This is a genomic window from Aerococcus urinaeequi, assembly GCF_001543205.1.
GTDB lineage: Bacteria > Bacillota > Bacilli > Lactobacillales > Aerococcaceae > Aerococcus > Aerococcus urinaeequi.
In genome coordinates, this window is record NZ_CP014162.1 from 161,769 (window position 1) to 180,122 (window position 18,354).

The 18,354-nt window shown below is 37.7% G+C and carries 17 protein-coding genes and 2 pseudogenes; 9 read left to right on the forward strand and 10 right to left on the reverse strand.

The annotated features are described in order from the left end of the window. The first annotated feature begins 24 nt into the window (after positions 1-24). Positions 25-999, forward strand: coding sequence for a Gfo/Idh/MocA family protein (locus tag AWM74_RS00760; RefSeq protein WP_026466212.1), 975 nt, complete (start codon positions 25-27; stop codon positions 997-999). Positions 1,000-1,068: 69 nt separating this feature from the next. On the opposite strand, the gene AWM74_RS00765 is transcribed toward AWM74_RS00760, so the two are convergent. The 5 genes from AWM74_RS00765 to AWM74_RS00785 all read right to left on the reverse strand — a co-directional run bounded on the left by AWM74_RS00765 (position 1,069) and on the right by AWM74_RS00785 (position 6,146). Then, positions 1,069-1,806, reverse strand: coding sequence for a glycerophosphodiester phosphodiesterase (locus AWM74_RS00765; RefSeq protein WP_026466213.1), 738 nt, complete (start codon positions 1,804-1,806; stop codon positions 1,069-1,071). An 11-nt stretch (positions 1,807-1,817) separates the two neighbouring features. Further along, positions 1,818-2,942, reverse strand: a complete 1,125-nt coding sequence (locus AWM74_RS00770; RefSeq protein ID WP_026466214.1) for an ABC transporter ATP-binding protein — start codon at positions 2,940-2,942, stop codon at positions 1,818-1,820. Positions 2,943-2,954: 12 nt separating this feature from the next. Further along, the gene (locus AWM74_RS00775) at positions 2,955-3,842 is read right to left on the reverse strand and encodes a carbohydrate ABC transporter permease (RefSeq protein ID WP_026466215.1); all 888 of its coding nucleotides are present in this window, start codon (positions 3,840-3,842) and stop codon (positions 2,955-2,957) included. Beyond that, positions 3,842-4,735: a carbohydrate ABC transporter permease gene (locus tag AWM74_RS00780; RefSeq protein ID WP_034258222.1), complete on the reverse strand. Its 894-nt coding sequence runs from the start codon at positions 4,733-4,735 to the stop codon at positions 3,842-3,844. Before AWM74_RS00780 ends, AWM74_RS00775 begins: the two co-directional genes overlap by 1 nt. 64 nt (positions 4,736-4,799) lie before the next feature. Beyond that, positions 4,800-6,146 (reverse strand): ABC transporter substrate-binding protein, encoded by a 1,347-nt coding sequence (locus tag AWM74_RS00785; RefSeq protein WP_026466217.1) that lies wholly within the window; start codon positions 6,144-6,146, stop codon positions 4,800-4,802. Positions 6,147-6,559: 413 nt separating this feature from the next. Between AWM74_RS00785 and AWM74_RS00790 the strand changes: the two genes are divergently transcribed. Beyond that, on the forward strand, positions 6,560-7,072 hold the full coding sequence (locus AWM74_RS00790) for a GNAT family N-acetyltransferase (protein ID WP_026466218.1): 513 nt from the start codon (positions 6,560-6,562) through the stop codon (positions 7,070-7,072). Between the two features lie 175 nt (positions 7,073-7,247). Here the strand turns inward: AWM74_RS00790 and AWM74_RS09600 are convergent, their stop codons facing one another. The 3 genes and pseudogenes from AWM74_RS09600 to AWM74_RS09605 all read right to left on the reverse strand — a co-directional run. Next, positions 7,248-7,460: a transposase gene (locus tag AWM74_RS09600; RefSeq protein WP_081665658.1), complete on the reverse strand. Its 213-nt coding sequence runs from the start codon at positions 7,458-7,460 to the stop codon at positions 7,248-7,250. Next, complete coding sequence (locus AWM74_RS00795; RefSeq protein ID WP_051218259.1) at positions 7,405-8,016, reverse strand: ISL3 family transposase; 612 nt, start codon at positions 8,014-8,016, stop codon at positions 7,405-7,407. The genes AWM74_RS09600 and AWM74_RS00795 overlap by 56 nt, the downstream gene beginning before the upstream one ends. 541 nt (positions 8,017-8,557) lie before the next feature. Next, positions 8,558-8,686, reverse strand: a pseudogene (locus AWM74_RS09605) (MurR/RpiR family transcriptional regulator); the annotation flags it as partial. Positions 8,687-8,968: 282 nt separating this feature from the next. Between AWM74_RS09605 and AWM74_RS00800 the strand changes: the two are divergent. From AWM74_RS00800 to AWM74_RS00810, 3 genes and pseudogenes are all read left to right on the forward strand, one after another. Beyond that, on the forward strand, positions 8,969-9,415 hold the full coding sequence (locus AWM74_RS00800; RefSeq protein ID WP_026466219.1) for an organic hydroperoxide resistance protein: 447 nt from the start codon (positions 8,969-8,971) through the stop codon (positions 9,413-9,415). A gap of 98 nt (positions 9,416-9,513) precedes the next feature. Then, entirely contained in the window at positions 9,514-10,227 is a 714-nt protein-coding gene (locus AWM74_RS00805; protein ID WP_026466220.1) for a Crp/Fnr family transcriptional regulator, read from the forward strand. Positions 10,228-10,704: 477 nt separating this feature from the next. Then, positions 10,705-11,469, forward strand: a pseudogene (locus tag AWM74_RS00810) (KUP/HAK/KT family potassium transporter); the annotation flags it as partial. A gap of 116 nt (positions 11,470-11,585) precedes the next feature. On the opposite strand, the gene AWM74_RS00815 reads toward AWM74_RS00810, so the two are convergent. Continuing rightward, positions 11,586-11,990: a hypothetical protein gene (locus AWM74_RS00815; protein ID WP_026466221.1), complete on the reverse strand. Its 405-nt coding sequence runs from the start codon at positions 11,988-11,990 to the stop codon at positions 11,586-11,588. Positions 11,991-12,267: 277 nt separating this feature from the next. Next, the gene (guaA, locus tag AWM74_RS00820; protein ID WP_026466222.1) at positions 12,268-13,827 is read right to left on the reverse strand and encodes a glutamine-hydrolyzing GMP synthase; all 1,560 of its coding nucleotides are present in this window, start codon (positions 13,825-13,827) and stop codon (positions 12,268-12,270) included. 204 nt (positions 13,828-14,031) lie between these two features. On the opposite strand from guaA, the gene mvk reads away from it, so the two are divergent. From mvk to fni, 4 genes are all read left to right on the forward strand, one after another. After that, complete coding sequence (gene mvk / locus AWM74_RS00825; RefSeq protein ID WP_026466223.1) at positions 14,032-15,030, forward strand: mevalonate kinase; 999 nt, start codon at positions 14,032-14,034, stop codon at positions 15,028-15,030. A 63-nt stretch (positions 15,031-15,093) separates the two neighbouring features. Then, positions 15,094-16,107: a diphosphomevalonate decarboxylase gene (gene mvaD / locus AWM74_RS00830; RefSeq protein ID WP_026466224.1), complete on the forward strand. Its 1,014-nt coding sequence runs from the start codon at positions 15,094-15,096 to the stop codon at positions 16,105-16,107. Next, entirely contained in the window at positions 16,091-17,275 is a 1,185-nt protein-coding gene (locus tag AWM74_RS00835; RefSeq protein ID WP_026466225.1) for a phosphomevalonate kinase, read from the forward strand. Before mvaD ends, AWM74_RS00835 begins: the two co-directional genes overlap by 17 nt. Position 17,276: 1 nt before the next feature. Continuing rightward, entirely contained in the window at positions 17,277-18,326 is a 1,050-nt protein-coding gene (fni, locus tag AWM74_RS00840) for a type 2 isopentenyl-diphosphate Delta-isomerase (RefSeq protein ID WP_026466226.1), read from the forward strand. Positions 18,327-18,354 lie beyond the last annotated feature (28 nt).

Below are 18,354 nucleotides of genomic sequence, written 5' to 3' on the forward strand. Positions count from 1 at the left end.
ACCCACTAAAGAAAGGAAACGATTATGAAATTAGGAATATTAGGTGCTGGTAAGATTGTCGTGGATTTCCTATCAATGGTCCACGATATCCCAGCTATAGAATTGGTTGCCCTTTTGTCATCTGAAAGATCATTGGTTAAAAACCAAGCAATGGCGGACGAACACGGGATCAATCAGGTGTTTACGGACGTGGCAGACTTACTAGCCAGCGATATCGATACCGTCTACGTGGCCTTGCCCAACCATCTGCATTATGAATTTGCAAAAAAGGCACTATTGGCCAATAAAAACGTGATTTGTGAGAAGCCATTCACCTTAAACTTGGCGGAGCTAGAGGAACTTGAAACCATCGCTTTGGAAAAAGATTTGGTATTAGTAGAAGCAATTACCAACCAACACTTCCAAAACTTCAAAGCACTGAAAGCAGACTTGGCTAAACTGGGGACCGTCAAAATTATTGAAGCCAACTACTCACAATACTCAAGCCGGTATGATGCTTTTATGGACGGTGAAATTTTACCAGCCTTTGATCCCAAAAAAGCTGGTGGTGCCTTAATGGACATCAATATTTATAACGTCCATTTACTGGTCGGCTTATTTGGTGCACCAAAATCAGCGACATATTATGCCAATGTAGATCGGGGAATCGATACATCTGGCATGTTGATCATGGATTTTGAAGATTTTAAAGCGGTCTGCATCGGGTCAAAAGATACCGACGCCCCAATTAAATCAACCATTCAAGGACGAAACGGTGCCTTAATTATCGATGGCCCAACCAATTCATTGGCTTCTTATGATTTGGCCTTGCGCGGAGAGTCTTCACAGACAACCGACAAACGAATTCATAGCCACCGCATGTATGAAGAATTTGTTGAATTTGAAGACATCATCCGTACTCACGATATGGACCGGGTTAAAGCAAACTTAGCCCACTCTAAGGCGGTTATGGCAGTCATTGACCAAGCACTTGCTTCAGCAGATCTACAACTAGGATAATAACCACTGAAGTATACGACAAAAGCCTATGGCATCCACAATTGGGACCATAGGCTTTTCCTTTGTAAATTATTTTGATGCGTTTAAAGTTTCTAGTCCTAAGACCACATCGTCGGTAATAATATTGGTTACTTTAGCAGTAATTAGTTTTTCCATATCTTCAGATCGGTTTACTGTATAGGTGTTAATCCCGATATTGTTGGCTGCAAGATTGTCAAAATCTTCTGACTCTAGAGTCATGAAGAATGGATGGTAAAATTCATGCCCGTGACTAGCCGTATAATCACCTGGGTTCAAAATGCCACTCATAGTTAAAAGACCCGTTTTTAAGGCCGGATTTATCTTTTTGGCCTCAGTCATGGTGTAGTGTTGGAAAGAAGATAAGACTACTCGATCAATTAGGTCATATTGTTGGATCAGGTCATTCACCTTTTCAACTAGACCATCATAACGGAAAATATTGGTTTTTAATTCAATATTGACCATGATGTCCAAGGGTTGGAACCACTTGAAAAATTCTTCGAGTGTTGGAATTTGAATGTCTTCATTTTCTTCAACTTGTCCTTGGAATTTGCCATAAAAATAGAAGGTTTTTAATTCCGCTAAGGTCATGTCCTTGATAAAACCCGTGCCATTTGACGTCCGGTCAATGGTTTCATCGTGACAAATCACGACCTGACCATCACTCGTTAATTGTACATCAAGCTCAATACCCGTAATATCAAACTTGGCTGCTTCTTTAAAAGCCAGCACGGTATTTTCAGGGAATAACTTTGAATAGCCTCTGTGGGCAATAATGCCAGTCATAGGTTCACTCCTTATTCTTCGTGGTAACGACGGTTTAAAATTGAATTACCTGTTGTTTTATCAAATAAGTATGCTTTATTTATATCAATTTGTAAATACACATCAGCATGTGTTGGCACTCTTCTCGCTGGACTTAAGCGCGCTGTCATTTCACGTTCTGAAGAATGGAAATCAAAGTAGACGAAGGTATCTGCACCCACTTGTTCAACATTTTTCGTTTGAACTAAAATAGTCTGGTTATCAAAACGGTCATTCTTATATTCAAAGTGCTCTGGGCGTAAACCAATTTGAATTTCTTGACCAGTTGCTTCTACTAAAATGTTATCCTGCATCTCTTGAGGTAATGGGAAGATTTCCTCGCTTGATTCAATTGCCGTACCATTTTTAGTTTTTACTAACCGACCGTTTATTAAGTTCATTTGTGGACTGCCAATGAATTCCGCAACAAAACGATTCACTGGATTATTGTATAAGTTTTCTGGTGTATCAAATTGTTCAACGCGACCAGCATTTAAGACTGCAATACGTGTCCCCATTGTCATCGCTTCGGTTTGGTCATGTGTGACATAGATGAAGGTAGTTTTTAATTGACGGTGTAATTCAACGATTTCAGAACGCATCGATACACGTAATTTCGCATCTAAGTTTGATAATGGTTCATCTAATAAGAAGACTTTTGGATTACGTACCATCGCACGACCTAAAGCCACACGCTGACGCTGTCCACCAGATAAGGCACCTGGCTTCTTGTCTAAGTATTCTGTTAGTTGTAGTGATTTCGCTACTTCTTCAACTTTTGCATAACGTTCTTTTTTCGAAATACCTTCCATTTTCATTGCGAAGGCAATATTGTCACGAACATTCATATGTGGGTATAAGGCGTATGATTGGAAAACCATTGCGATGTCACGGTCTTTTGCAGGTACGTTGTTGACAACCTCATCACCAATACGTAATTCCCCTTCAGAAATAGTTTCTAATCCTGCGATCATACGTAGGGTAGTCGATTTGCCGCAACCAGATGGTCCTACAAATACAATAAATTCTTTATCTTCGATGTCTAAATCGATATTATGGATTGCTTTAAATTCATCTTCATAAATTTTACCGACTTTATTTAATTGAACTTTTGCCATTTTATCCTCCTATTAACCTTTCACTGCCCCTGCAGTTAAACCTTTAACCATGTTCTTAGATCCGATAACGAAGATGGCTAGACTAGGTATCATTGAAATAATAACACCCGCTACCATTAAAACTAATGATTGTGAGTCTACACTATTCAACATTGAAATCCCAATTTGAACAGTTCGCGCATTATCGTTATTCGTTACTAGTAACGGCCACATGTACATGTTCCAACCTGCAAGGAATGACTGAACGGCCATCGAACCAAGCGTTGGTCTCAGTAATGGGAACATAATTTCAAATACAAATCGTAAATCTTTACACCCATCCATTTTAGCTGCTTCATAAATTTCATAAGGGAAGTTTTGTAGCGCTTGTGTACATAAAAAGATGTTAAATGCTGAAGCCATAAATGGCAGGATCAACACAATAATTGAATCATTTAAGCCCCAACCAGATACCATCAAGAATTGAGAGATAATTACCGCTTCACCTGGTACCATCATGGTAGAAAGGATTATGGCATACACTAATTTACTGCCTTTGAAATTTACAAATCTGAAAGCAAAACCGGCTAATAAGGATGTCAGAATCTGCAATAAGGTAACAGATGTTGCTACGATAATTGAGTTGACGATATAACGACCTAAAGGGGCGATATCAAAAACTTGAACGAAGTTTGTTAACGTTGGGTTTTGCGGGAATAGAATTGAACTTGGATCATATAATTCAGCTGATGGTTTCAAGGCCATTAATACGGCATAAATTAAAGGAAACATCATAAAAAGCCACATGATAACGTTAAGGACAATTACGCCTATTTGTTGAACTCTTTGCTGCATCAAATATTTTTGATCTTGTTTATTACGGTTAGTAACTGCTGTTGAATTTGCTTGCGTGCTGGCCATTATTTATTACTCCTTCCTCGAATGATGAACATGATAATAGTTAAAATCATAATGATGACAAATAAAACGACTGATTCTGCTGAGGCAAATCCATACCGGTAATTCATAAAGGCATTCTTGTAAATATCGTAAACAATTACGTTCGTTGCTTCACCTGGACCTCCTTTAGTCAAGATATTGATTTGACCGAAACCTTGGAAGGTGTTAATCACATTGGTTACAATAACAAAGAAGAAAGTTGGCCCTAATGAAGGAATGGTAATATTGATAAATTTTTGAAAACTGTTGGCACCATCAATTGAGGCACTTTCATATAAAGAATCATCAATACTCGCTAATCCAGAAGAGAAATATAAAAAGTTCATCCCTGAATTTAACCAGCCAGTTAAAATCCCTACAACTACAAGAGACCATGCCGGATGAGTTAAAAGGTTCTGATTAGTGCCGATTAACTTGTTTACAATCCCTACCGTCGGGTTTAACATGACTTGGAAAATCATGGCCATACCTGCAGATGCAATAGCCATTGGCATCGCATAAGAGGTAGAGAAAAATCTAATCCCAGGAAATGACCGTTGACATAGCATAGCCGCTATTAGTCCGACTGTCACACCAAAAAGTACAACAATCAAAACAAACTGGAATGATACTATCATAGAGTTCCAGAATGATTTACTGGCAAGTAATTCAGCATAGTTTCTCAATCCAAGAAACTGAGACATTTGACCGAAAGAATCTGTTAGATATAGCGAACGGAAAATCGTTTGGATAAAAGGCCAAAACATAAATATTGTTAAAACTAACAAAGCTGGTAACAAGTACATATAAGGTTGGATTCGTTCACCCAAGGTCTTCTTCGCTTTAATGATTACAATTTCATCTGTACGTTCCAAAATTGTGCTCCTTTCAAAATATAAAACAGCCGGAAAAAGCTTCCGGCTGTACAAAGTCTAAATCTTATTGATTCGTCGCATTGTAGTTCTCAAGCGCTGCATTTGTTTGATCAGCCATATTTTGAACTGCCTCTTCTGCAGTGATTTCATCATTTAATAGACGCTCTAATTCTGCTTCGAAGTACATACGTGCTTCTTGGTTTACACCAGATAAAGCACCTTGATCTTCAGGTCTTGCATCATGTAATTGGTCAATCGCTGTTTGGAATTGAGGGAATTCTGCTAAGTTATCTTTGAATACTTGTTCGTCATGGGCATTTTTGTTTACAGGAAAGTAACCTGTGTCTGCATTCCATTGCGCTTGAACTTCAGGTGTTACTAGGTATTGCATGAAGTCCCAAGTAGCATCTTTCTTAGCTTCATCTTCAGATTCGATCATCCATAGAGATGCACCACCGATTGAAACGCCACCTTCATCTTCTGCAGATAATGCTGGGAAGTAAGCAGTACCTACTTCGAATCGGCCGTCAACTTCTGTTAAGATTTGGCGTAATGTTGCTGTTGAAGCTAAAGTAATTGCTGATTGACCTGAAACGAACTCAGCTTGTCCACCTGTACGTCCTACGTTAGGTGCTACACCTTCATCTTGTGCTTTCTTCCAAGTTTCTAAGGCACGTAACATGCTACCGTTTTGGTCGAATGCAACTTCTGTTGGTGCAGCTTCACGGCCGTTACCATTGTTGTACATGTCTTCTTCATTTTTGTTGATAAATTGCTCAACGTACCAACCATAGATAGTTAATGACATTGGCATTTCAACGCCAGCTTCAGTTAATTGTGGTGAAATTTCAATAATTTCTTCAAATGTAGTTGGTGCTTCTTCGATACCAGCTTGCTCAAATAGGTCCGCATTGTAGTACATTAACGGTGTAGATGAGTTGAATGGCATAGAGTATAAAGTGTCATCTTTCGTATAGTAAGCTAATAAGTTTTCTTCTAGGTCGCCTAATTCAAATCCAGATTCGTCAACGTAATCTTGAACAGGTACTGTTAAACCTGAGTCGATCATGAATGTCATCCCTTGTTCAAATACTTGAACTAAGTCGGCACCAACATCAGAACCAGAGGCAGATGAACGTAATTTTGTTAATGTTTCATCATAAGTTCCTTGATATTGCGCATTGACGAAAACTTCATCTTGCGACTCGTTATATTGGTCAACGATTTTTTGTAGTGCTTCACCAGTAGACCCACCCATACCATGCCAGAATACTAATTCAGTTTCGCCCTCTGCAGCACCAGTAGATGAGTTAGATGATTCAGAACCTGCACTAGCATTTCCACATGCAGCTAATAATGCAGCTGATAATAACCCCACACCAAAGCGCATAATATTCTTGTTAAATTTCATTGTCCTTATTTCCTCCCGAAAATTGATCTCAAATTTTTAACTCCGCTATTTATCTTAAACTACCAATATTAACTTCCAATCAATTTTAAGTATTAGTTTTGAAAATAATCAGTAAAGTCTTTAATTCGATTTCTTTACACTTAATTGATTTTATATATCAAATAAAAAACGATAAAAAGCCCTTTATCATCAACTAAATAAAGGCAAATATACCGCTATACCGACTTTGATAAATATAATTTGTGTAAAGATTGTATATATATCTTTACAATTTCACGCCATAAATGGGTATTTTTAAACTGTCAAATGGCTTATTGTTTATGCTAAAGTCATTCTTATATGTTTATACTTTAATTTTTAAGCGTATTTAGGTTACTATATAAGAAATTAATGATGTAGGAGGATGGTCATTTATGGCACGATTACAGCAATGCACCCTAGCCGATGTAGACGAGTTAAGAGCTGTCTCAATCGAAACTTATACGGACACTTTTGGGGAATTTAATTCGGATGAAAATATGCGGATTTACTTGGAGGATGCCTATAACCGAGAGAAACTCACGGCTGAATTAGCAGAAACTAACAGCCAATTCTTCTTTTTGAAGGAGAATAATGAAACTATGGGTTATCTTAAATTGAATGTGGGCGAAGCACAGTCAGAATATGTGGGCGACAATCTCCTTGAAGTCGAAAGGATTTATGTGCGAACAGCTTTTCTACGCCACGGATATGGCACAAAATTAATTCAAGCTGCTGAAGAAATTGCACGTAGTCTAGGTGTGGCTGGTATTTGGTTGGGCGTATGGGAACATAATCAACGCGCACTTAATTTTTACAGCAAAATGGGCTTTCGCCATATTAGTCAACATTCCTTCTTCATGGCAGACGACGAACAAATAGACTTGATTTATTATAAAGAATTATAAGACACAAAAATCCCTAGACAGTATAGGGGACCCAAAAAGTTAGACTAAATTTTGGCTCTTCGTCAAATAGGACTGATGAGTAATGTCTACCAGGTAATCATTAGATTGCCTGGTTTTTTATATACTCTTTTCCATTATTCATTTTTATCTTTATAATATGCTTTTGGAGCAGCCCTTAGGCTGCTTGTACTACCGATATTTCATTTAGATATAGCTTGTTCGTCATTAATATTCTAGTTCTAAAATTTTGGAAGTTTCGGTATCCATAGGCAATCCGTTTTAAGACCTTAATTTTATTATTCAAACCTTCTATTCGGCCATTCGTTAAGTGGTTATATTTGAAAGTATGCCCAATATCTTTGAAGTTTGGTAAATGTACGTAGCACACGTCTTAATCCGCTTGGTAATTTAACTAATTTGGACTGCGCTAACTGAGCTTTAAATGCTTCAGAAACGTTCTCTTGGAGTGCCTCACGCAAGTTATGGACGACATTATAGGTATTTTTTAATAATGGATTCTTATCCAGTAAATAATCTAAAATACCACCGGTATTCGTAAGCCAATCGAATAACTTGAATGATTGATAATCCCATGAGCTTAGTCTTTCTCGGGGCAGTAATAATAGTCGCCAATACCTTTTATACTTGTTGTACAATCTATGGTCAGGAACTCTGAAGGTATTCATTACTTCAATACGTAACTTATTCAATTCTCGATTTAAAGCTTGAAATAAGTGGAAGCGATCAATAATGATTTTGTCGTTGGGAAATACCTCTCTTACAACTTCCATATAAGGCATGTACATGTCCATTGTAACTGTCTGAACTTTCTGACGAGTCTTCAATGGATAGGCAAAAAAGTAATCACGTAGCTTGAATTTTCTGCGATCTCCCAACCCATCAACAATCTGTGAATTCGTATCATCTATAAAGACAAAGCTCATATTACCTTCGGCATACTTCACACCTTTGAATTAATCGAAAGCAATATGCTCAGCTAATTGTTTATCGTTCATAGTATTGCTCCATTTAATTTATATAAAGCGCTTTCTCGGTCCAAACTATAGCATCTCAGCCTTGTGATTTGGGATTTAGCCATGATATTGGACTAAAGGTTCAAATTTTAGTGAAACTTAGGCTTCAATTTTGAACCTTTGGGTATCAAAAAAGGCATAACACACAGTCATACCTTTCTTAAACTTATTAAAGTGAATGTTTATAATCCTACTAATGGTCCTTATATACCTCAATTGATGATCTTAAGTTTTCTTCATAATTTTTAGACATTAAATCCAAGTACATAACATCTAAAACAAAAATCATCGCCGTATAAGTACCAATCGACTCAATATTAAAAACATGATTCTTATCATCAATCACAATATATTCATGACACATTTCTTTAAGCGTTACTGATTTGTGACCACCAATTCTTATGATATGAATCCCATTTCTACGTTGGTTTAATCGATCTTTTTTCGAGATTTACTTTATCAATGTCATACGCAAATCGCTATAGCCCGACAAGTCTAGTTTTTGACATAATCGTAAAACGGTTGCCTTACTCGTATAAGAATTACTACCCAATTCAGTTGCAGTCAAATTTTGAATTTTTGTAGGATTTTTTTAAATATAATCTGCAATCTGTCGTTCGGAATTGGTAAAACCTTCTTTGCTTTCTAATCTTTCCAATAATATCAGAAATTTCCTCCAAAATATGTATCACTTTTAATATTCATCTTATTAAAAAGTTTGCAATAACACTAAATTTATCATCGGCTATTAAATTTTAAGATTTTTCATATTTAAATATATTTGGCATCCTTGACCTAGGTCAAGGTAGAAACGCTTACTAGAATCTATACTAAAGTTATCAAAAGAAAAGGAGTGTTCAATATGTCTGATTATCAAAAAATTTATGAAACAGAAGCTACAAATACAGGTGGTCGTGATGGTTTTAGCTATTTAGATGATGGCTCTTATGAAGTAAAAATTACTACCCCTAAAGAAATGGGTGGTTCTGGAGCTGGCCAAAACCCTGAGCAATTGTTTGCTTTAGGTTATAGCGCTTGTTTTCACGGTGCTTTAGAAATTGTTAAAGGTCAACACAAAGTGCGTGAAGATTCACAAGTTACAAATATTGTGCGCCTATACAAGAAACCTGATGCTGCAGACTTCCAATTAGCTGTAGAAATTACTGTTGCTATTCGTGACCTTGATACTTTAGAAGTTCAAAAATTAGCGGACGAAGCACATAAGGTTTGCCCTTACTCTAAAGCAGTTAGCGATTCAATTGAAGTAACTGTTCGCGCAGTAAATTACGACGCTAGCAAAGAAAAATAAGCTTAAATTGCACACAACTCTCAATAAACGTTCACTAGCAATTCAAAACTAGTGGACGTTTTATTGTGCTATAATATATTAAGAAAGGATCGGTGGATATGAAAAAGACAATTGATTTTACAAAATATCATCATTGTGTCAGTACAATGCCCTTATTTCAGGGATTAATCGTTGAAGATATCCAATCAATCCAAAACTACATTACTGAAAAAAATGTTTCGGCAGGAAAATTAGTTTACGCTGCAGGCGAAAAGTTGCAATCACTCTACCTAATACAAGAAGGCCAGTTAAAAGTTTATCGCCTAGCTGCATCAGGAAAGGAACAATTGATTCGCATACTACAACAAGGTGATTTTGTAGGTGAAATGTCATTATTTGAGGAACGTCATTATGACTATTATATTGAAGCAACTCAGCCTAGCAAGCTATGTGCCATTAAAAAAGACGATTTTGAACAAGTTTTATTAGCCCATCCACAAATAGCTATCGAACTTTTAGGTGAAATGGCCCGCCGTCTTGATGATGCCGAACAGCAAACGACTGGCATAACTACAAGCTCGACGAAAACGCGATTGATTCAATACTTATTGCATATGAGCGAAAAACAAGATTCTTTAAAAGTAAAATTAGCAACAACCAAGAAAGCTACAGCTTCGTATCTTGGAATGTCCCCAGAAACTTTTAGTCGTTGCTTATCTAAATTAACTAAGGACCAGCTTATTTCGCAACCACGTCCAAATATTATTGAAATACTAGATAAAAATGCGCTAGAATTCGCATTACTTGATGAAAGCATCGAAGCAAATGAATAATATTTTATTATAAAGTAACAGATTAATTGCTGTTACTTTTTTTGTCGCTCTAATAAGCTAATCCATAGAAACTACCAGCTAGAATATTTGTTTAACTACATGTGAATATGCTCTTACCCTACTGTTTATAAAACTTTAATCTCCTATGTCGAATAACGCTTAATTGCAATATCAAATGCATAAAAAATTTTAAAAACCTTTATAGACAGCGAATTACTCAATAATCCAGTATTACCAATGCTTTGAAGCCATTGACGGCAGGGAGTGTTTCATCCCTTACCATTTTTCAGGTGAGTTGTTGGTGGTTCTGACCCAAGAGGATAGGTTAGCTGAGTCAAGAGAAGGAGCAAAGCGGCTCTTGACTCAGCTAATCTATTCTCTTATCCTATAGAACCAACAAAACACCTTAATCTGCTTGTAAATCGGCCAGTTCTTCCTGAAGGCGTTCTACAGGTGTTGTATAGCCCATTATTTTTCATTGAAGGGATTTTCTTCATTTCAAGTATTACCAAATTCTTTCATGGTGGTTATGTTGCCGCTATTATTGCGACGATCATTTTATTCGTCATGGTGATATGGCAATGGGGAAATCAAATAGAAGCCAAGACAGAAGACCTTATTGATATCCATGATTACCTTGACCAAATTGGTGAATTACGAAAAGATTCCTCATTGCCTTTAAATCAAACAAATGTCGTTTTCTTAGTTGCTCATATGAATGACTCTATCATCGGGCGGCAATATATCTATTCCATCCTTGATAAACGTCCCAAAAAAGCTAGGGTATATTGGTTTGTAAATGTTGTTGTAACCGATGAGCCTTATACAAAAGCTTATGAGGTCGATATGATGGATACAGACTATATCGTTAAAGTGAAATTACATCTCGGATTCAAGGTCACTCAAGAGATTAATGTTTATATTCGCCAGATTATCCATGACTTAATGACAAGTGGTCGTTTGCCAAAACAACCACAGAGATATACCATAACACCTGGTAGAGAAGTTGGTGACTTCCAATTCGTTATTATTCATGAGAAACTTTCTCAAACCTCTGAGCTCAGCTCTATTGAGCGCCAAGTTATGCAACTTAAATTGTTTATTAAAGAACATGTTCAACCAACTGCTTCAGCCTTTGGCTTAGATTATTCAGAAGTATTAAACGAATACGTACCTCTAGTTATCGGTAAAGAAAGAAAAACAACATTAACAGAAATTACCAATAACAATGTACAAAAATAGTAACTGGTTATATTGAAGAATGATTCAAAAAATTGAATATGGATTGCAAAAAGGAACTCTTAAAAACGGAGTTCCTTTTTGTAGTTATTTATTTATCCATCTAATTCGGACTATAATTATCCTTTAAGTGTATTTAGTGCGATATAAGCGCTTATTCCAACAATTCCAGCTATAAATATATCTTTAAATATTTCGATACACATTTCTAAAATTTTATTTGAAATTCTATTTATCAAAGTATCTTTTTTTGAATATACAGTGAAGGCTAGACTGAGAGGTAACATTACCAAATATAAAATGATTAAGTGTGTCAAAGTTTCAAATGCTAATCCAATAATGTTCTCATTTCCGCTGGTAATGATAGCATCTTCAACGAAGGGGTGAATTTGGGAATTAAAATAAGAAATAAAAAGTACTTCTAAAATAATTATACCAATAGTTAAAGTAGCAAACTTAATTTCTATAAATCCATTACGAAATTCTTGATTTTTACTATTTAGCCATTTGAAAAAATTTTGCATATTTGTTCAAATCCTTTCTTTTGAGTGTTGAGATAATATAACTTTTATCTTACATCTTATAAATTACAATCAACAATATTTTTCATAAATAACAATCTTACTATTTTTTCCAATTTTCTAACTTTGAAATAAAAGTAAATACTATTTGAAAGATTATTAAAATAAAAAACCTTACAAAGTACATTTAAAATGACTCTGTAAGGTTTACATTTAGTACCAAAATAGTACCACTATAAAAAAGGAACGCTGACATATCAACGTTCCTAAAGGTTTTAATTTATTCCCACTCGATGGTTGCAGGCGGCTTGCTCGTAATGTCTAAGACTACGCGGTTGATGTGTGCACATTCGTTTACGATACGTTTAGAAATGGTGTCTAATACGTCGTAAGGGATGCGTGCCCATTCAGATGTCATACCGTCGATTGAGGTTACGGCACGTATACCAATTGTATATTCGTAAGTACGCTCGTCACCCATTACCCCTACTGATTTGAAACCAGGTAGGACTGTAAAGTATTGCCAGATGTCGCCTTCTAGACCTTGTTTTCTAATTTCATCACGTAAGATGAAGTCAGATTCACGAACGACTTCTAGTTTTTCAGGGGTTACTTCACCGATAATACGGATAGCTAAACCTGGCCCTGGGAACGGTTGGCGCCAAACAATTTTATCTGGCATACCTAGTTCTGTCCCTACTGCACGTACTTCATCTTTAAATAAGGTATTTAAAGGTTCGATCAATGAGAAAGTCATGTCTTCTGGTAAGCCACCAACGTTATGGTGAGACTTGATGGTTTGCGCTGTATCTGTACCTGACTCAATAACGTCTGTGTATAAAGTACCTTGCGCTAAATAATCAACGTCTTTAATTTTTTGTGCTTCGTCGTCAAATACGTAAACAAATTCGTTACCGATAATTTTACGTTTACGTTCTGGGTCAGATACGCCTGCTAATTTGCTTAGGAAGCGGTCTTCAGCATCTACTTTGATGATGTTTAAACCAAATTTACCACCTAGTGTTTCCATTACTTCTTCTGCTTCGTTTTTACGTAATAAACCGTGGTCTACGAAGATACAAGTTAATTGGTCACCGATAGCTTTTTGTAATAATACACCTACAACTGATGAGTCTACCCCACCTGAAAGGCCTAGTAATACTTTACCATCACCAACTAATTCACGAATTTCTTGGATTTTAATGTCGATGAATTTTTCCATCGTCCATGACCCTTGTGCACCACAAATATCGAAGACAAAGTTACGTAACATATCGTTACCGTGAACTGATGCACGAACTTCTGGATGGAATTGGAAACCATAGAATTGTTTTTCAGTGTTTTCAAAGGCTGCTACTGGACTATGTTCACCGCGTGCAGTGACTTCAAATCCTTCAGGAATTTCTTCAATACGGTCAGAATGGCTCATTAACACTAATTCTTCTGCTTCTAACCCCTTAAAAATGGCTGAATCTGCTTTATCAATAAATAACGGTTGTTGACCATATTCACGTTTATCGGAGCGAGCGACTACCCCACCATTTTTAAATGTCATTAATTGCATACCATAGCAAATCCCTAAAACTGGAATTCCTAAATCAAATACTTCTTCATCAATTGAAAAAGCGCCATCTGCATACACTGACATTGGACCGCCCGATAGGATAATTCCTTTAACATTACCTTTCGCCATGATTTCGTCAGCTGTTAGTTTATGTGATAATAGTTCTGAATAAACGCCAAACTCACGAATACGACGTGTAATCAATTGGTTATATTGACTACCGTAATCAAGTACAATGATTTTTTCAATATCTTGCATTGATTGTTGGACACTCATGTTTTCACTTCCTTTTTCGAATTTCATCTTTATTCTAGCATTTAACATTTGTGATTACTAGGATTTTATCGATGTTAATTAAAATATTGTTCGGATTTTAATCTGGCAACATTTAATAATTTGATAAATTTATACTTAATTCGTTTTCAAAGGTGTTGGCCTCTGTAAATATTGTATATAATAGAAAAGAATAGGAGTGAAAGTATGAAAAAAGCGACTGGTAAAGCCAACGGGAAAATCATTATTATGGGTGAACATGCCGTGGTTCATGGGTATCCATCTGTAGCCCTACCCTTTCATGCGGTAGAAATGACAGTCACCATTGAACAGATTCAAACCAATGCTTATTTAGTGAGTGACTTATATGAAGGACCACTCCACCAAGCACCATCTGATTTGCAGAATTTGCTAGCTGTTTATGACCAATTACGAGCGAATTTAATGACTCAAAACCAGAGTCACTGGCTGATCAATATCCACTCATCTATACCTGCTGAGCGTGGTATGGGTTCTTCAGCAGCTATGGCAACGGCTTTGGTCCGCGCTTTCTACAATTACTATGAACTTCCCCTTACAGAAGACCAACTATTAAAATACGTAGACTTATCTGAAAAAATTAGTCACGGCAATCCTTCTGGTTTGGATGCACGCGTGGCCGGTCTTGGTGTCCCTTTGATTTATCAAAAAAATCAACCAATGACGATTGTTCATTTCGACACCCCTTATTGGTTGGTGGTTGCAGATACTGGCATTCACGGTAACACTAAAAATGCGGTATCTGACGTGGCAGCTGGTTTGAATTCAGCTTTTATTACCCGCCGACAAGCTGTTGAACATAACTTGCGTCAGCTTGGTGAAGCCGCTACGCGTTTTATTGATTTAGTTGAATTAGATTCTGCCAAAATGGCCAATGAACAGTGGTTTACGGCTATTTGTCGCACGTTTAAGGATGCCCACCAGCACTTGCGGGCTTTACAAGTATCCAGTCCTGAACTTGAAGCGGGCGTCACTTTTGCGGAAGCGAATGGAGCCGGCGCAGCCAAGCTAACTGGTGGTGGACGTGGGGGTTGCTATTTCGCCTTGTGTGACAGCAAGAACAAGGCTGCCCTTTTGGCTAAAGCCTTAAAAGAGGAGAATATGGCGGTGGCGAGCTGGGTGGTGCCTTTTAAATCATCACCTATAGATGATAATGCCGGCGAATAGTGGGCGTAATCTGTAAAAATCGGTTATAATAAGGGAAAGAAAATTTTTTGAGGGAGAATCGAGATGTCAGTTTTTCAAGGCGCTTACCGGGCGCACACCAATATTGCATTAATTAAATATTGGGGTAAGGCGAATAAGGACCTATTTATCCCCACTACATCTAGTTTGTCGCTCACTTTAGACGCCTTGTATACAGACACACGCGTGACTTTTTTGAGTGAGTTGGACGCGGATGTTTTCTATTTAAACAATCAATTAGGCAATGAAGCGGATACGACAAAAATCAGCAAGTTTTTAGACATGTTTAGAGCAGAAGCTGGCCTAGACTTGCGCGCTAAGGTAGAAAGTGTCAATCATGTGCCCACTGCGGCTGGATTGGCTTCTTCTTCATCGGCATTTTCTGCCCTAGCGGCGGCTACTAGACAGGCTTTGAATTTAGAAGATCAGATTTCTGACCAGGCCCTATCGACATTTGCGCGACGAGGTTCTGGTTCAGCAACCCGGTCCATTTTTGGTGGCTTTGTTGAATGGCAAAAAGGGACCAGCAATGAAAATTCTATGGCAGTTGAAATTGACGACGCCTCTTGGGATGTTGGTATGGTCATTATGGCCATTAACACCGCTGAGAAACGCGTATCTTCTCGTGAAGGGATGGCCCATACCTTGCGGACGTCGCCTTTCTACCCTGAATGGGTACGTCAAAATATGATTGATTTAGAACGGATTAAAGCGGCCATTGCCGAGCAAGATTTCCAATTGATGGGTGAAATTGCTGAAGCCAACGCCATGCGGATGCATGCAACAACTATGGCTTCTGATCCGTCATTCACTTATTTCGAACCAGATACTATTAAAGCCATTCAAGTAGTCCAAGATTTACGCGCGACTGGCGTTTTGGCTTACTATACAATTGACGCTGGACCGAACGTGAAAGTTTTATGTAAAGCAAGCCAGATGGACGAGGTGGAAGCCTTTTTTGCAGAACGGTTTAAAGATATGAACTTTATCCAAACGACTGCTGGACCTGGGATTAAACCCTTAGATAGATGGGAGTATGACGATGGCGCAATCTTATAATGATAGCACGATAATCCATACGAATAACGATACAGATGCCATCAAGGTGGCCGTACCGGGGAAATTATTCCTTGCGGGCGAATATGCAGTGGTGAGTTCTGGCCAAGCTGCCTTGTTAACGACTGTTGACGCCTTCTTACACCTCACTTTAGAGGCAAATTCCGGGCAAAATGGCTATTTAATCACCAACCAAGCTGACCATCCACTTGCTTGGACCTACGACGTCAATGGTCAAGTTGTTTCTGACGATCCAGAAGCTGGGGAATTCCCCTTAATCTGGCAAGCTATACAAACTGTGATGGCATACGCTGAAGCAGTTGGTATGAAGTCAGCAACAACTCCTGATTACTTTGATTTAGAAATCACTTCTGATCTTGATGCTGCAGATGGCACCAAATACGGTTTAGGATCTTCCGGCGCTATTTCAGTAGCTGTAGTATCTGCCCTTTTAAAATATTATAAATTAGACCAAAATATTACCGAGTCTCAATGGGTTTACCGGGTATATAAGCTAGTAGCGATTACCCAAGCACAGCTAGGTATGGTTGGTTCCCTTGGTGATGTAGCAGCTAGCGCTCAAACTGGTGTCATTTATTATCAAAATTTTGACCGTGAATGGTTTAACCAACAAGCTAAATCTACTGGGGAAGATATCCATCACTTAATTGAAGAATTTTGGCCCGAGTTGATGATTGAACAATTGCCGATTGACCCAGACTGGACTTTATCCCTAGTTTGGTCTAAAGAAAAGGCATCGACTGAAGACTTACTAAAAATGGTAGCCCACCATATTTCTGAAAGAGAATTAGAAGAAATTATGTCGACTTTTAAACAATTGGCTAAACGTCAAGTGTTAATGGCTAAGGCAGCTATTCAAATGAATGAATGGTCTTTATTTAAATCTGCTATTAAGGATAATTTTGAAAATATTTTAAATTACACACAAACACTGAATAAGCCGTATTTAACCAAGTCATTTAAGAAAGCACTAAAATTAGTTACATCAGATAAGTCTGTTGCCAAAATTTCCGGCGCTGGTGCTGGTGACTGTGCTTATGCAATTTCTAGTCAAGCTGATGAAGCTAAAAATGTCCAAGCCACATGGCGAGAAAACGACCTTGTCGTTTTACCTTTCGCCTTTTGGCAAAGAAATGAACAGGAGAGATAATATGAACCGTAAAGATGCCCATGTGCACAATGCTGAAATGCAGTATCAAACAGCACCTACCGATTTTGAATCTGTCCGCTTTGTCCATCCCTCATTATCCCACCAAGAGTTTCATAATATCGACTTGTCTACAACATTGTTCAAACAGCAATTTGACCGCCCTTTCTATATTAATGCGATGACTGGTGGTTCTGCTTGGACTAAAAAGATTAATGGCATGTTTGCTGAAGTGGCCCGTGAATGTCATTTACCAATGGCCTCTGGCTCAGTATCAGCTGCTTTAAAAGACCCTTCTGTAGCAGATTCATTTACAATTATACGTGAGGTTAATCCAAATGGCTTTGTAATGGCAAACGTAGGCGCAGACAAGGACTTAGAAGCTGCCAAACGAGCTGTGGACTTGCTTGATGCAGATGCACTACAAATCCACCTAAATACGGCACAAGAGATCGTGATGCCTGAAGGTGATCGTGATTTTAGAAAATTAGAAGACCATATTGTGGATATTGTCGAAAACCTAGACAGACCAGTTATGGTCAAAGAGGTTGGTTTTGGTATGTCATATCAAACCATGCATCACCTTCAAAGTTTAGGTGTCAATACGATTGACGTATCAGGTACTGGTGGTACTAATTTTGCCAATATCGAGAATGCCCGCCGTGAAAACAAGGAATTCTCTTATATGGCTGATTGGGGACAATCTACAGTGATTTCTTTATTAGAGGCACAACCATTAATGAGCCAAACAGCAATCGTCGCTTCAGGGGGGATTAAAGATCCGTTGCAGATGATGAAGGCTTTAGCTTTAGGTGCATCAGCTGTGGGTATGTCAGGACAATTTTTACATTCTGTTCTTAGTGAAGGCGTTGATGCTACGATTGAGATGGTAAAATCTTACGACGAGCAATTACGTTTACTAATGATGGTATTAGATTGTCAGAACTTAAATGAATTAAGAAATACTGACCTCATGATTACCGGAAAACCAGCTGAATGGTCAAGATTACGCCGAATTAATATCGAATACTTTGCATCTAGAAGTCAAAACTAAGCTAAAAATAGTCTTCCAATAGTTTGCT

Coding starts and splice junctions, on each gene's coding strand:
- fni (WP_026466226.1), top strand. CDS start 17,277: ATGAACCGTAAAGATGCCCATGTGCACAATGCTGAAATGCAGTATCAA.
- AWM74_RS00790 (WP_026466218.1), top strand. CDS start 6,560: ATGGCACGATTACAGCAATGCACCCTAGCCGATGTAGACGAGTTAAGA.
- AWM74_RS00775 (WP_026466215.1), bottom strand. CDS start 3,842: ATGGCCAGCACGCAAGCAAATTCAACAGCAGTTACTAACCGTAATAAA.
- AWM74_RS00800 (WP_026466219.1), top strand. CDS start 8,969: ATGTCTGATTATCAAAAAATTTATGAAACAGAAGCTACAAATACAGGT.
- AWM74_RS00770 (WP_026466214.1), bottom strand. CDS start 2,942: ATGGCAAAAGTTCAATTAAATAAAGTCGGTAAAATTTATGAAGATGAA.
- AWM74_RS00785 (WP_026466217.1), bottom strand. CDS start 6,146: ATGAAATTTAACAAGAATATTATGCGCTTTGGTGTGGGGTTATTATCA.
- AWM74_RS00795 (WP_051218259.1), bottom strand. CDS start 8,016: ATGAGCTTTGTCTTTATAGATGATACGAATTCACAGATTGTTGATGGG.
- guaA (WP_026466222.1), bottom strand. CDS start 13,827: ATGAGTGTCCAACAATCAATGCAAGATATTGAAAAAATCATTGTACTT.
- AWM74_RS00760 (WP_026466212.1), top strand. CDS start 25: ATGAAATTAGGAATATTAGGTGCTGGTAAGATTGTCGTGGATTTCCTA.
- mvaD (WP_026466224.1), top strand. CDS start 15,094: ATGTCAGTTTTTCAAGGCGCTTACCGGGCGCACACCAATATTGCATTA.
- AWM74_RS00765 (WP_026466213.1), bottom strand. CDS start 1,806: ATGACTGGCATTATTGCCCACAGAGGCTATTCAAAGTTATTCCCTGAA.
- AWM74_RS00835 (WP_026466225.1), top strand. CDS start 16,091: ATGGCGCAATCTTATAATGATAGCACGATAATCCATACGAATAACGAT.
- AWM74_RS00815 (WP_026466221.1), bottom strand. CDS start 11,990: ATGCAAAATTTTTTCAAATGGCTAAATAGTAAAAATCAAGAATTTCGT.
- mvk (WP_026466223.1), top strand. CDS start 14,032: ATGAAAAAAGCGACTGGTAAAGCCAACGGGAAAATCATTATTATGGGT.
- AWM74_RS00805 (WP_026466220.1), top strand. CDS start 9,514: ATGAAAAAGACAATTGATTTTACAAAATATCATCATTGTGTCAGTACA.